Origin of the sequence: Mesorhizobium sp. B3-1-9 (genome assembly GCF_006439595.1) — a bacterium.
Lineage (GTDB): Bacteria > Pseudomonadota > Alphaproteobacteria > Rhizobiales > Rhizobiaceae > Mesorhizobium.
Window position 1 is genome coordinate 54,527 of record NZ_VFTJ01000021.1, and the last position, 13,065, is coordinate 67,591.

Here is a 13,065-nt window from a genome sequence, read left to right on the forward strand (position 1 = left end):
TGAACAGCCGGCCGGAATGGGGCACACCGCGCCGGCATGATCAAAAGCTCCGCCCATCCGCTCGACCACCTCGTGCTGCCTACCGGAAGCCTCGATGCCGCGCGGTCGCGTCTGGCCTCGCTCGGCTTTGTCGTCGCGCCCACGGGCATCCACCCTTTCGGCACGCAGAACGCCTGCGTCTTTTTCGCCGACGGCACCTATCTCGAGCCGCTGGCGGTGGGAAATGAACAGGCAGCAGGACAAGCAATCGCGGCCGGCAATGTCTTCATATCGCGCGACCGCCTTTATCGCGAGCGGCTGGGCGAGGAGGGTTTTTCGGCCGTCGTGCTTGGAGCCGGCAATGCCGACGCCGACCATGCGCGCTTTGTCGAAGCCGGCCTGTCGGCCGGCGACATGCTTAGTTTCTCACGCGTGTTCACCGACGCGAACGGAAAGAGCGATACGGCGTCTTTCAAGCTGGCCTTCGCGGCCGCCAAGGAGGCGCCGGACGCCTTCCTCTTCGCCTGCGAGCGCGTCAACGCGCCGAAGATCGATCGCACGGCGCTTCAGGCGCATGCCAATGGCGTGACCGGCATCGTCGAAGTGGTTGCGGTCAGTGACGCGCCTTCCGCGCAGATCGGGCTGATCTCTATCGCCGTCGGCGCGAGTGCCGACGACCTTGGGGCGGGCGACGCGGTGCGGCTGCCGAACGCAATCCTGAGCGTCGTCACGCCTGAAACCTACGCGCAGCGCTTCGGCCTGGCGGCCGAGCCGTCGTCGCATTTCCGGTTTGAGGCGATTGTTTTCTCGATCCGCGACAAAGCTTCAGTTGCGCACGTGCTTGCGGCCGGCGCCGTCGATCACAACATGAGCGGCAATGATGTCGTCGTTCCGCCGGCGCCCGGGCAGGGCGCCGCCTTCATCTTCCGGGAGAACCCATGAGCAAGCCCCTGGCGCCCAATGCATCGGTAACCGTCGGCAAGGTCGTCTTCGCCAACAATGCACCGCTGTCGCTGATCGCCGGCCCGTGCCAGCTTGAATCGCGCCAGCACGCTTTCGACATGGCCGGCGCGCTGAAGGAGCTGACGGAACGTCTGGGTATCGGCCTCGTCTACAAGACCAGCTACGACAAGGCCAACCGCACCTCGCTGTCGGCGACGCGCGGCGCCGGGCTCGATGCGGCGATGCCGATCTTCGACGATCTGCGCAAGGAGTTTGGGCTCCCGGTGCTGACCGACGTCCACACCGAGGAACAGTGTGCGATCGTCGCGCCGCATGTCGATGTCCTGCAGATCCCGGCTTTCCTGTCGCGCCAGACCGACATGCTGGTCGCCGCCGCCAGGACCGGCAAGGTCATCAATGTGAAGAAGGGCCAGTTTCTCGCGGCCTGGGACATGAAGAACGTCGTCGCCAAGATCACCGGTTCCGGCAATCCGAACGTGCTGACCACCGAGCGCGGTGTCTCGTTCGGCTACAACACGCTGGTCTCGGACATGCGCGCGCTGCCGCTCATGGCCGAGATCGGCGCCCCGGTTATCTTCGACGCCACCCATTCGGTGCAGCAGCCGGGCGGGCAAGGCGGCTCCTCCGGCGGCGAACGGCGCTTTGTCGCGACGCTCGCGCGCGCGGCCGTAGCCGTCGGCGTCGCCGGCGTCTTCATCGAAACCCATCAGGACCCGGACAATTCGACGTCTTCGGATGGCCCCAATATGTTGCCTCTCAAGGACATGCCGGCGCTGCTGGAGAAGCTGATGGCCTTCGACCGGATCGCCAAGGGCCACTGATCCGACGCGATCCTGCGCCGGCTTGTGGTTGCACCGGGCCGGGACTACGCTCGTTTCGTAACTGAGCGTCTTGGCAGGAGGAAGCCATGTCCGTTGCCCGCGTCACCGAAATCACGTCGTCGTCCACGAAGAGCTTTCAGGATGCCATCGAGCAGGGCATCGCGCGCGCCGCAAAAACCCTGAAGAACGTCGAGGGCGCCTGGATCCAGGACCAGAAGATCGTCGTCGAAGACGGCAAGATCGCCGCTTACCGCGTCAATATGAAGGTCACCTTCATCCTGACCGACAGCTGAGCAGGTCGTCGGGAACCTTAGTGCGCTCCTCTCATTGTCAATGCATGCATTCAACGAGAGGAGAACCATCATGACCACCCCGTCCGGGCATACCGAAGCCATCGCCGCCTCACGCGTCATCGGCACGTCTGTCTACAACACCGAAGGCAAGAGCATCGGCAGCATCGAGGACGTAATGCTCGACAAGATGTCGAACGGCATCATGTTCGCCGTCATCGGTTTCGGCGGCTTTCTTGGCATGGGCGAGAAGTACCACGCGGTTCCGTGGGCGACGCTCGATTATGACGAGGATCAAGGCGGCTACGTCGTGCCGTTCACCAAGGAACAGCTCCAGGCCGCGCCTGCCTATTCGATCGACGAGCTGACCGGCGCCGACGGCGAAGCCGCCCGCGATGCTTCATTCCAGTATTACCATGTGAAGCCCTATTGGCATTGATCGCACGATCGGCAAGCTGAAAATCGAAAGGCCCCCGACATAAAGCCGGGGGCCTTTGACGTTTACCTACTCCGCTGCGTTGAGAGTCGATAGCTCTGCCGAACTCTGCTGGGGTTTCTGATCGTCGCATGACGTCAGGAACGCCGCCGCGATCAAGAACAAACTCACGATACCGCTCAACTGGGACATGGCGAAACTCCTCCTGTTTCGCCCCGCGCGAATGCGACCATAGATGAGAAGACCGTGCAGTGCGCATGACTTATGATGACAGAAATTTGCGCTTCGTGACTCTTGCCCGCGGCAATAATTGCTGCCCCGCCGATTGCCTTTTGCTCCGCTTTGGCTAAGAGGGGCGCGACGCTTCAATCGATCAATCGGGGACATCGCAAATGACCGCCATCATCGACATTGTCGGGCGTGAAATCCTGGACAGCCGTGGCAATCCGACCGTCGAGGTCGACGTGGTGCTGGAAGATGGCTCGATGGGCCGCGCCGCTGTGCCGTCGGGCGCATCGACCGGCGCGCATGAGGCGGTTGAGGTGCGGGACGGCGGGCCGCGCTATCTCGGAAAGGGCGTTCAGCGCGCCGTCGAAGCGGTGAACGGCGAGCTGTTCGAGGCGATCGGCGGCATGGAAGCCGAGAACCAGATCCATATCGACCAGACGATGATCGAGCTCGACGGGACGCCGAACAAGAGCCGCCTCGGCGCCAATGCCATCCTCGGCGTGTCGCTGGCGGTCGCCAAGGCCGCGGCGGAAGCCGCAGGCCTGCCGCTCTACCGTTATGTCGGCGGCACCAAGGCGCACATCCTGCCGGTGCCGATGATGAACATCATCAATGGCGGCGCGCATGCCGACAATCCGATCGATTTCCAGGAATTCATGATCCTGCCGATTGGCGCCCCGACGCTGCGCGACGGCGTGCGCTGGGGCTCGGAGATTTTCCACACGCTGCGCAAGAAGCTCAAGGATGCCGGCCACAACACCAATGTCGGCGACGAGGGCGGCTTCGCTCCCAACCTGAAGAGCGCGCCTTCGGCGCTCGATTTCATCATGGAATCGATCGAGAAGGCCGGCTTCAAGCCTGGTGAGGACGTGGCCCTCGGTCTCGATTGCGCGGCGACCGAGTTCTTCAAGGACGGCAACTACGTCTATGAGGGCGAGAAGAAGACCCGCGATCCGAAGGCGCAGGCCAAGTACCTTGCCAAGCTCGCTGCCGACTATCCGATCATCACCATCGAGGACGGCCTTGCCGAGGACGATTGGGAAGGCTGGAAGATCCTGACAGACTTGATCGGCAAGAAGACCCAGCTCGTCGGCGACGATCTCTTTGTCACCAACACCGCGCGGCTTCGCGACGGCATCCGCATGGGCGTCGCCAATTCGATCCTGGTCAAGGTCAACCAGATCGGCTCGCTGACAGAGACGCTCGATGCCGTCGAGACCGCGCACAAGGCCGGCTACACCGCCGTCATGTCGCATCGCTCGGGCGAGACCGAGGATTCGACCATCGCCGACCTCGCGGTCGCCACCAATTGCGGGCAGATCAAGACCGGCTCCCTGTCGCGCTCGGACCGCACCGCCAAATACAACCAACTCATCCGCATCGAGGAAGAGCTCGGCAAGCAGGCGCGCTACGCCGGCAAGTCGGTGGTCAAGGGCTGATCCAGCCTGTTCGAACAGTCTGAAAAGGGCGGGTCATTCCCGCCCTTTTTTGTTCCGGCGATCCTCGATAAGGCCGCCCGTAACCGTCCATTAAGCACAATCGGGCGAAATACGACTCATGGCCGCTTGCGTTCGCGGCCGCGAGGGTTCGGGTCATGTGGACACGTCAGCACAAGCAGAGAAACACCGGCAGGCTGATCATCCCTTCGCTTTGCGTGCTCTTCCTGGCCTATTTCGGCTTCCATGCCTATCACGGCGAATTCGGCATCTATTCCAAATATCGGCTGCAGGCCCGGGCGGTTGAATTGCAGGCCCAGCTCGATGCCGTGAAGGCGCGCCGAATTGATTTCGAGCGTCGTGTCCAGTTGATGCATGAAGGCACGCTGGAGAAGGATATGCTTGACGAGCAGGCCCGAAAGGCGCTCAATCTGTCCCATCCCGACGAAATCACCATCATGCTGCCCGCCTCGACGAAATAACCGAATTTCGGTTAATCGTCTTTATTTTCAATGATTCTAATCGCTTAGATGCATGCCAGCCATGCATTTTTCAGCATGGCGCAATGCATTCTTGCGTGTTAGCTTCTCGCAAATCGGTGGGGAGACGATCGATCTCCCTGAATGTCCGCGAAGAGACGCCAACAGGGAGTGACGCATGGCCACCGCCGCCAAAAAAGCGCCCGCCAAATCCAGATCCGACAAACAGCCCAATCTGTCAGCGCCCAAGCCGGCCGATTTCACCAAGGACGAAGAGCTTTCCGCCTACCGGCACATGCTTTTGATCCGCCGCTTCGAGGAGAAGGCCGGCCAGCTCTATGGCATGGGCTTCATCGGTGGCTTCTGCCACCTCTATATTGGCCAGGAGGCCGTCGTCACCGGCATGAAGATGGCGCTGGTCGAAGGCGACCAGATGATCACCGCCTATCGCGACCATGGCCACATGCTGGCGATGGAGCTGTCGCCACGCGGCGTCATGGCCGAGCTCACCGGGCGCCGCGGCGGCCTGTCGAAGGGCAAGGGCGGCTCCATGCATATGTTCTCCAAGGAGAAGCATTTCTATGGCGGCCATGGCATCGTCGGCGCGCAGGTGTCGCTCGGCACCGGTCTCGCCTTCGCCAACCGCTACCGCGAAAACAAGAACGTTTCGCTGACCTATTTCGGCGACGGCGCCGCCAACCAGGGCCAGGTCTATGAAAGCTTCAACATGGCCTCGCTGTGGAAGCTGCCGGTGATCTACATCATCGAGAACAACCGCTACGCCATGGGCACGTCCGTGTCGCGCTCGTCGGCCGAGACCGACTTCTCGCATCGCGGCGCTTCCTTCAAGATCCCGGGCATCCAGGTCGACGGCATGGACGTCCGCGCCGTGAAGTCGGCGGCCGATCTGGCCACCGAATGGTGCCGGTCCGGCAACGGTCCGCTGATTCTCGAGATGCAGACCTACCGCTATCGCGGCCATTCGATGTCCGACCCGGCAAAATACCGCTCCAAGGAGGAAGTGCAGAAGATGCGCTCCGAGCATGACCCGATCGAGCAGGTCCGGGTGCGGCTGCTCGACAAGAAGTGGGCAAGCGAGGACGAGCTCAAGACCATCGACAAGGAAGTCCGCGACATCGTCGCCGACGCCGCCGAATTCGCCCAGAACGACGCCGAGCCGGATCCGTCCGAGCTCTGGACCGACATCGTACTCTAAGGAGAGGGCAAGGACATGCCGATCGAAATTCTCATGCCCGCGCTCTCGCCCACGATGGAAGAGGGCAATCTTTCCAAATGGCTGAAGAACGAAGGCGACAAGATCGTCGCCGGTGACGTCATCGCCGAGATCGAGACCGACAAGGCGACGATGGAAGTCGAAGCCGTCGACGAAGGCACGCTCGCCAAGATCGTGGTTCCCGCCGGTAGCGAAGGCGTCAAGGTCAACGCGGTCATCGCCGTGCTTGCCGTCGACGGCGAGGACGTCGACAAGGCCGGTGAAGGCATCGGTGAAGAAGAGCCCGCCAAGGCCGAAAAAGCCGCGCCGGCGCCGGCACCCGCCGCGACCAAGAGCGACGCTGCCACGCCGGTCGCCGCCGCGCCGAAGGCGGAGATCGCCGCCGATCCGGACATTCCCGCCGGCACCGAGATGGTGTCGACCACGGTGCGCGAGGCGCTGCGCGACGCGATGGCGGAAGAGATGCGCCGCGACGGCGACGTCTTCGTCATGGGCGAGGAGGTCGCCGAGTACCAGGGCGCCTACAAGATCACGCAAGGCCTGCTGCAGGAATTCGGACCGCGCCGCGTCGTCGACACGCCCATCACCGAGCATGGCTTTGCCGGCGTCGGCGTCGGCGCCGCGATGGCCGGGTTGAAGCCGATCGTCGAATTCATGACGTTCAACTTCGCCATGCAGGCGATCGACCAGATCATCAACTCGGCCGCCAAGACGCTCTATATGTCCGGCGGCCAGATGGGCGCGCCGATCGTCTTCCGTGGTCCTAACGGCGCGGCCGCGCGCGTCGCCGCCCAGCATTCGCAGTGCTATGCCGCCTGGTACAGCCATATCCCCGGCCTGAAGGTGGTGATGCCCTACACGGCTGCCGACGCCAAGGGCCTGCTCAAGGCGGCGATCCGTGATCCGAACCCGGTCATCTTCCTCGAGAACGAGATCCTCTACGGCCATTCCTTCGATGTGCCGAAGCTTGATGACTTCGTGCTGCCGATCGGCAAGGCGCGTGTCCACAAGCAAGGCAAGGACGTCACGCTCGTCTCCTTCGGCATCGGCATGACCTATGCGGTCAAGGCGGAGGCCGAGTTGCGCGGCATGGGCATCGATGCCGAGATCATCGATCTCAGGACCATTCGGCCGCTCGACTTCGACACGATCATCGCTTCGGTGAAGAAGACCAACCGTCTCGTGGTGGTGGAAGAAGGTTATCCGCAGAACTCGGTCGGCGACCACATCGCCAGCCAGGTCTCGCAGCGTGCCTTCGACTTCCTCGATGCGCCGGTGATCACCATTGCCGGCAAGGACGTGCCGATGCCTTATGCGGCGAACCTCGAGAAGCTGGCGCTGCCAAACGTTGGCGAAGTCGTCGAGGCGGTCAAAGCCGTCACTTATCGCTGAGCCGGTCGGGAGGAGCGCTTGGAGAACGATCATCAGTTCCGAGTCTTAAGTGTTAACTCGGTCCAGCCATTAACTGGCTGGTGGCTTGAGGAGCGACTTGAGCCGATGGATGAGACAGAGACGCTTTCAATAAACTTTCATCCCATTTTTGGCGTCGCATCGGTGCTAGTGGAATCTTATGGCGGCGTAGAGATGATACTTTCTCTTATCGTAACCATCAGTGAATTGAAGCAGCTCAACTACAATGCGCTGCTTCGCCAAGGCACGATCGATATCAACAAGCAATATCGGGTATACAGACACGACGTCGATTTCGATGTTCTTGGAAAAAAACTCAAAGAAGACGCTGAAGATAGAGGCGACATCTGATGCCAATCAACATCACCATGCCGGCGCTCTCTCCAACCATGGAGGAGGGCAATCTTTCCAAGTGGCTGGTCAAGGAAGGCGATAAGGTTTCGCCCGGCGACGTGATCGCCGAAATCGAAACCGACAAGGCAACGATGGAAGTCGAAGCGGTCGATGAAGGCACCGTCGCCAAGCTGGTGGTTCCGGCCGGCACCGAAGGCGTCAAGGTCAACGCGCTGATCGCCATCCTGGCTGGTGAAGGCGAAGATGCCGCGGCCGCTGCCAAGAGCGGCGGCAACGCCGCGCCAAAGGCCGAAGCGCCGAAGGCGGACGCCCCGAAAGCCGAAACGCCCAAGGAAGCACCCAAGCCGGCAGCGGCGGCCGCGGTGCCCCCGCCGGCGAAGGCCGAGCAGGCTCCCGTCGCCAACGGCCACGCCGCCGGTGATCGCGTCTTCGCATCGCCGCTGGCTCGCCGCATCGCCAAGGATGCCGGCGTCGATGTGTCCGCTGTGACAGGCACCGGCCCGCATGGCCGCGTGGTGAAGGTCGACGTCGAGGCGGCGATCGCTTCCGGCGGCGCCAAGGCCGCTCCGGCGGCGAAGGCGCCCGCCGGCGCTCCATCCGCTCCGGCCCCAGCACTCAAGCCGATGTCGGACGACCAGGTGCTGAAGCTGTTCGCCGAAGGCTCCTACGAGCTCGTGCCGCATGACAACATGCGCAAGACGATTGCGCGCCGCCTGGTCGAGGCGAAGTCCACCATTCCGCATTTCTACCTGACGCTCGACTGCGAACTCGATGCGCTCTTGGCGCTGCGCACGCAGTTGAATGCGGCGGCGCCGATGCGGAAGACCGACAAGGGCGAAGCCCCGGCCTACAAGCTCTCCGTCAACGACATGGTCATCAAGGCGATGGCGATGGCGCTGATGGCTGTGCCGGACGCCAATGCGTCGTGGACCGAGAGCGCCATGGTCAAGCACAAGCACGCCGATGTCGGCGTCGCGGTGTCGATCCCCGGCGGCCTGATCACGCCGATCATCCGGCATGCGGATGAAAAGACGCTGTCGGTCATCTCCAACGAGATGAAGGACCTGGCCAGCCGCGCCAGGAGCCGCAAGTTGAAGCCGGAAGAGTATCAGGGCGGCACCACCGCTGTGTCCAATCTGGGCATGTTCGGCATCAAGGACTTTGCCGCGGTCATCAACCCGCCGCATGCGACGATCTTGGCGGTTGGCGCCGGCGAGGAGCGTGCGGTGGTGAAGAAGGGCGAGATCAGAATAGCCACCGTGATGTCGGTGACGCTGTCGACTGATCACCGCGCGGTCGACGGCGCGCTTGGCGCCGAACTGCTCGGCGCCTTCAAGCGCATGATCGAAAACCCGATGGGCATGCTGGTGTAAGAAGGGAAAAGGCGGTGCGGAAATTCTTCACCAGCCTTTTCGCCTTCGTCCTTTCCGGCTTCGCCGGCGGGCTGGTGGCTCAGGAACTCGCCGTCGCCACCGGTGCCGAGGAAGAATACATCGTCGTTTTCATGGTCTCGGTGTTGGTGGACCGCTGTCGTCACTGTCGTCTTCTTCATGGCGCAGTTCATGGTCGATCCGGTCATGGCCGTCGCCAAGGCGGGAAAGTGGTCGCTGATCGTATTCGCCGTGTTGCTCATCCTGCTGGTCGGCCTGGTGCTCCATACGGATGCCAGCAAGGATGTGATGAAGCGCGACGGGCCGATGGTGGCCGGGCTGATATTGCCAGGCATCGTCACGATGATCGTGCAGTGGCTCTTCGTGCGCTGGCGGGTGGGGCATGTCCGAACAGGTTTTGGTAGAGGCGGGGCGAAGGCGTGAAGACAATTCTGTGCTACGGCGATTCCCTGACCTGGGGCTATGATGCCGCCAGCCTCGGCCGCCATGCGCTGGCAGACCGCTGGCCGAGCGTGCTCGAGGTCGAGCTCGACGACGACGTCGAGGTCATCGCCGAAGGCCTCAACGGCCGCACCACGGCCTTCGACGACCATCTGGCCGGCGCCGACCGCAATGGCGCCCGCGTCCTGCCGACGGTCCTGACCAGCCATGCGCCGCTCGATCTCGTCATCATCATGCTCGGCTCCAACGACATGAAGCCGTGGATCCACGGCAATCCGGTCGCCGCCAAGCAGGGCATGCAGCGCCTGATCGATATCGTGCGCGGCCACGACTATCCGTTCGACTGGGATACGCCGCAGATCCTGATCGTCGCTCCGCCAGCGGTAACGCGCACCGACAATGCGGAATTCAAGGAAATGTTCGCCGGCGGCGACGACGCCTCCAAGCGGCTGGCGCCGCAATATTCCGCGCTGGCCGACGAGGCCGGCTGCGGCTTCTTCGACGCCGGCACCGTCGCTGCCACCACGCCGCTCGACGGCGTCCATCTCGATGCGGAAAACACGCGGCGGATCGGCCGGGCTCTGGCGCCGCTCGTGCGCATTATGCTCTCACTCTAACCCTTAGAAAGAAAAACCGTGGCTGAATCCTACGACGTCATCATCATCGGCTCAGGCCCCGGCGGCTATGTCACGGCGGTGCGTTCCGCCCAGCTCGGCTTCAAGACGGCGATCGTCGAGCGCGAGCATCTTGGCGGTATCTGCCTGAACTGGGGCTGCATCCCGACCAAGGCGCTGCTGCGCTCGGCCGAGATCATGCATTATTCCGACCACCTCAAGGACTACGGCCTGAAGCTCGAAGGCGGCAAGGTCAGCCCCGACACATCAGCCGTGGTCGACCGTTCGCGAAAAGTGTCGCTCAGGCTGAACACCGGCGTCGGCTTCCTGATGAAGAAGAACAAGGTCGACGTGATCTGGGGCGAGGCGAAGCTTTCGAAGGCTCCTGCCGGTGACAAACCGGGCGAGGTCGTCGTTTCGAAGACCGCGAAGAAGGCGATGGAGCCGCAGCCGCCGGTGCCGAAAGGCGTCAAGGGCGAGGGCACCTACACTGCCAAGCATATTATTCTCGCGACCGGCGCAAGGCCGCGCGCGCTGCCCGGCATCGAGCCGGACGGCAAGCTGATCTGGACCTATTTCGAGGCGATGGTGCCGAAGGAAATGCCGAAATCGCTGCTGGTGATGGGTTCGGGCGCCATCGGCATCGAATTCGCTTCCTTCTACCGCACCATGGGCGCCGATGTGACGGTGGTCGAGCTGCTGCCGGCGGTGATGCCGGTCGAGGACGCCGAGGTCTCGAAATTCGCGCAGAAGCAGTTCGAGAAGCAGGGGATGAAGATACTGCTCGAGGCCAAGGTAACCAAGGTCGAAAAGGGCGCCAATTCGGTCACCGCGCATGTCGAGATGAAGGACGGCAAGGTCGAGAAGATCACCGCCGACCGGATGATCTCTGCCGTTGGCGTGCAGGGCAACATCGAAAATCTTGGCCTGGAAGCGCTCGGCGTGAAGACGGACCGCGGCTGCGTCGCCGTCGATGGCTACGGCAAGACCAATGTGCCCGGCGTCTACGCCATCGGCGACGTCGCCGGACCGCCGATGCTTGCCCACAAGGCCGAGCATGAAGGCGTCGTCTGCATCGAGAAAATAGCCAATTTCCCGGGCGTACACGCCATTGACAAGCTGAAGATCCCCGGCTGCACCTATTGCAGCCCGCAGGTTGCGTCCGTTGGCTTGACGGAAGCCAGGGCCAAGGCTGAAGGCAAGGATATCCGCGTCGGCCGCTTCCCCTTCAGCGCCAACGGCAAGGCCATCGCGCTCGGCGAGGACCAGGGCTTCGTCAAGACCATCTTCGACAAGAAGACGGGCCAGCTTCTCGGCGCGCATATGGTCGGCGCCGAGGTGACCGAGCTCATCCAGGGTTTTGTCGTGGCGATGAACCTGGAGACCACCGAGGAAGAGCTGATGCACACGATCTTCCCGCATCCGACCTTGTCGGAAATGATGAAGGAGAGCGTGCTCGACGCCTATGGCCGCGCTTTGAACGCATGACAAGTCACCAACCGGTGACAGATCACCAATCGGTGATAGACGGTCAATCCATGCTAAATTGGTCGGGCGAGACTCACTCGCGGCAGCCGGAGAAAGCTGACGGCAAGGCAGTTCGTATCCGGATGCATCTTCACCTGATCGAGGAGGAATTGGCATATGCATATGAATGGCGTCGGCTGGATTACAGCCATCATCGTCGGCGGTCTGGCGGGCTGGTTCGCCGAGATGGTCATGAAGAGCAACACCGGCATCGTCATGAACATCATCATGGGCATTGTCGGCGCCGTGGTGCTGAACGCGATCCTGCAGGCCCTCAATATCGGGGCCTTCGGTGCCGGCTGGGTGGCCTATCTGATAACCGGCTTCATAGGTGCCTGCCTGCTGATCTTCGTCGGACGGCTCGTTCGCCGCTGAACCGCTATGCGAAAAGGCTGTGGCGGCATGCGCTGCCACGGCCTTTTTCTTTGCCTCGAAAAGTCCTAGATGACGAAAGACAGGTGGCTCGCGAAATCGCGGCCGCGAAGGGTTTGAGATGGTCACAGTCGTAGACACGATCGCCAACCGGCCGCGCCCGCGGCATCCCGAGAAGGCGCACCGGCCCGACCAGGAGGTGCTGCGCAAGCCCGACTGGATCCGCGTCAAGGCGCCGGTTTCCAAGGGCTATGCCGAAACGCGCGAGATCGTGAAGTCGCACAAGCTGGTGACGGTGTGCGAGGAGGCCGGCTGCCCGAATATCGGCGAGTGCTGGGACAAGAAGCACGCCACCTTCATGATCATGGGCGAGATCTGCACGCGCGCCTGCGCCTTCTGCAATGTCGCGACCGGTATCCCGACCGCGCTCGATGCGGATGAATCGGCGCGCGTCGCGCACGCCGTCAAGCAGATGGGGCTGAGCCACGTCGTCATCACCTCGGTCGACCGCGACGACCTGGCCGATGGCGGCGCGCAGCATTTCGCCGACGTCATCCGCGCCATCCGCGCGGCGACGCCCTCGACGACGATCGAGATCCTGACGCCCGACTTCCTGCGCAAGGATGGCGCGCTGGAGATCGTGGTCGCGGCCAAGCCCGACGTCTTCAACCACAATCTCGAAACCGTGCCGTCGAATTACCTGACGGTCCGTCCCGGCGCGCGTTATTTCCATTCGATCCGGCTTTTGCAGCGGGTCAAGGAACTCGACCCGTCGATCTTCACCAAATCCGGCATCATGGTCGGCCTCGGCGAGGAGCGGAACGAGGTGCTGCAATTGATGGACGATCTGCGTTCGGCCAATGTCGACTTCATGACCATCGGCCAGTACCTGCAGCCCTCGAAGAAGCACCATCCGGTGATCCGCTTCATCCCGCCGGACGAGTTCAAGTCCTATGAGACGATAGGCAAGACCAAGGGTTTCCTGTTGATGGCGTCGAGCCCGCTGACGCGCTCCTCGCATCATGCCGGCGAGGATTTCGCCAGGTTGCGCGCGGCGCGCGAGGCGCAGCTCGCGAAGGCCAGCTGACCT

15 protein-coding genes are annotated in these 13,065 nt (G+C 62.6%); all 15 read left to right on the forward strand.

Annotated elements, in window-relative coordinates; translation table 11 throughout:
- Nucleotides 1-36 precede the first annotated feature (36 nt).
- The 15 genes from FJW07_RS26700 (at nt 37) to lipA (ending at nt 13,062) form a co-directional block, all read left to right on the forward strand.
- Nucleotides 37-921: a VOC family protein gene (locus FJW07_RS26700; protein ID WP_140859343.1), complete on the forward strand. Its 885-nt coding sequence runs from the start codon at nt 37-39 to the stop codon at nt 919-921.
- The gene (kdsA, locus tag FJW07_RS26705) at nt 918-1,763 is read left to right on the forward strand and encodes a 3-deoxy-8-phosphooctulonate synthase (protein ID WP_140859344.1); all 846 of its coding nucleotides are present in this window, start codon (nt 918-920) and stop codon (nt 1,761-1,763) included. The genes FJW07_RS26700 and kdsA overlap by 4 nt, the downstream gene beginning before the upstream one ends.
- Before the next feature lie 86 nt (nt 1,764-1,849).
- A complete protein-coding gene (locus tag FJW07_RS26710; RefSeq protein ID WP_140657211.1) occupies nt 1,850-2,056 on the forward strand; it encodes a dodecin family protein in 207 nt (68 codons plus the stop codon).
- 70 nt (nt 2,057-2,126) lie between these two features.
- Entirely contained in the window at nt 2,127-2,492 is a 366-nt protein-coding gene (locus FJW07_RS26715) for a PRC-barrel domain-containing protein (RefSeq protein WP_095818099.1), read from the forward strand.
- Nucleotides 2,493-2,881: 389 nt separating this feature from the next.
- The gene (eno, locus tag FJW07_RS26720; protein WP_140646244.1) at nt 2,882-4,156 is read left to right on the forward strand and encodes a phosphopyruvate hydratase; all 1,275 of its coding nucleotides are present in this window, start codon (nt 2,882-2,884) and stop codon (nt 4,154-4,156) included.
- Nucleotides 4,157-4,311: 155 nt separating this feature from the next.
- Nucleotides 4,312-4,635 (forward strand): septum formation initiator family protein, encoded by a 324-nt coding sequence (locus FJW07_RS26725; RefSeq protein ID WP_140646243.1) that lies wholly within the window; start codon nt 4,312-4,314, stop codon nt 4,633-4,635.
- A 175-nt stretch (nt 4,636-4,810) separates the two neighbouring features.
- Nucleotides 4,811-5,848 carry a pyruvate dehydrogenase (acetyl-transferring) E1 component subunit alpha gene (gene pdhA, locus FJW07_RS26730; RefSeq protein ID WP_140859345.1) on the forward strand — a complete coding sequence of 346 codons (1,038 nt, stop codon included), beginning with the start codon at nt 4,811-4,813 and terminating at the stop codon, nt 5,846-5,848.
- A gap of 15 nt (nt 5,849-5,863) precedes the next feature.
- Nucleotides 5,864-7,258, forward strand: a complete 1,395-nt coding sequence (locus FJW07_RS26735; RefSeq protein ID WP_140859346.1) for a pyruvate dehydrogenase complex E1 component subunit beta — start codon at nt 5,864-5,866, stop codon at nt 7,256-7,258.
- Nucleotides 7,259-7,276: 18 nt separating this feature from the next.
- A complete protein-coding gene (locus tag FJW07_RS26740; protein WP_140859347.1) occupies nt 7,277-7,627 on the forward strand; it encodes a hypothetical protein in 351 nt (116 codons plus the stop codon).
- Nucleotides 7,627-9,003, forward strand: a complete 1,377-nt coding sequence (locus FJW07_RS26745) for a pyruvate dehydrogenase complex dihydrolipoamide acetyltransferase (protein ID WP_140859348.1) — start codon at nt 7,627-7,629, stop codon at nt 9,001-9,003. Before FJW07_RS26740 ends, FJW07_RS26745 begins: the two co-directional genes overlap by 1 nt.
- Before the next feature lie 189 nt (nt 9,004-9,192).
- Nucleotides 9,193-9,444 (forward strand): hypothetical protein, encoded by a 252-nt coding sequence (locus tag FJW07_RS32150; protein ID WP_246680877.1) that lies wholly within the window; start codon nt 9,193-9,195, stop codon nt 9,442-9,444.
- Nucleotides 9,441-10,079, forward strand: a complete 639-nt coding sequence (locus tag FJW07_RS26755; RefSeq protein ID WP_140859349.1) for an SGNH/GDSL hydrolase family protein — start codon at nt 9,441-9,443, stop codon at nt 10,077-10,079. The genes FJW07_RS32150 and FJW07_RS26755 overlap by 4 nt, the downstream gene beginning before the upstream one ends.
- A gap of 18 nt (nt 10,080-10,097) precedes the next feature.
- Entirely contained in the window at nt 10,098-11,564 is a 1,467-nt protein-coding gene (gene lpdA / locus FJW07_RS26760; RefSeq protein WP_140785015.1) for a dihydrolipoyl dehydrogenase, read from the forward strand.
- 156 nt (nt 11,565-11,720) lie between these two features.
- A complete protein-coding gene (locus tag FJW07_RS26765; protein WP_140646236.1) occupies nt 11,721-11,978 on the forward strand; it encodes a GlsB/YeaQ/YmgE family stress response membrane protein in 258 nt (85 codons plus the stop codon).
- A gap of 118 nt (nt 11,979-12,096) precedes the next feature.
- Nucleotides 12,097-13,062 carry a lipoyl synthase gene (gene lipA / locus FJW07_RS26770; RefSeq protein ID WP_140859350.1) on the forward strand — a complete coding sequence of 322 codons (966 nt, stop codon included), beginning with the start codon at nt 12,097-12,099 and terminating at the stop codon, nt 13,060-13,062.
- Nucleotides 13,063-13,065 lie beyond the last annotated feature (3 nt).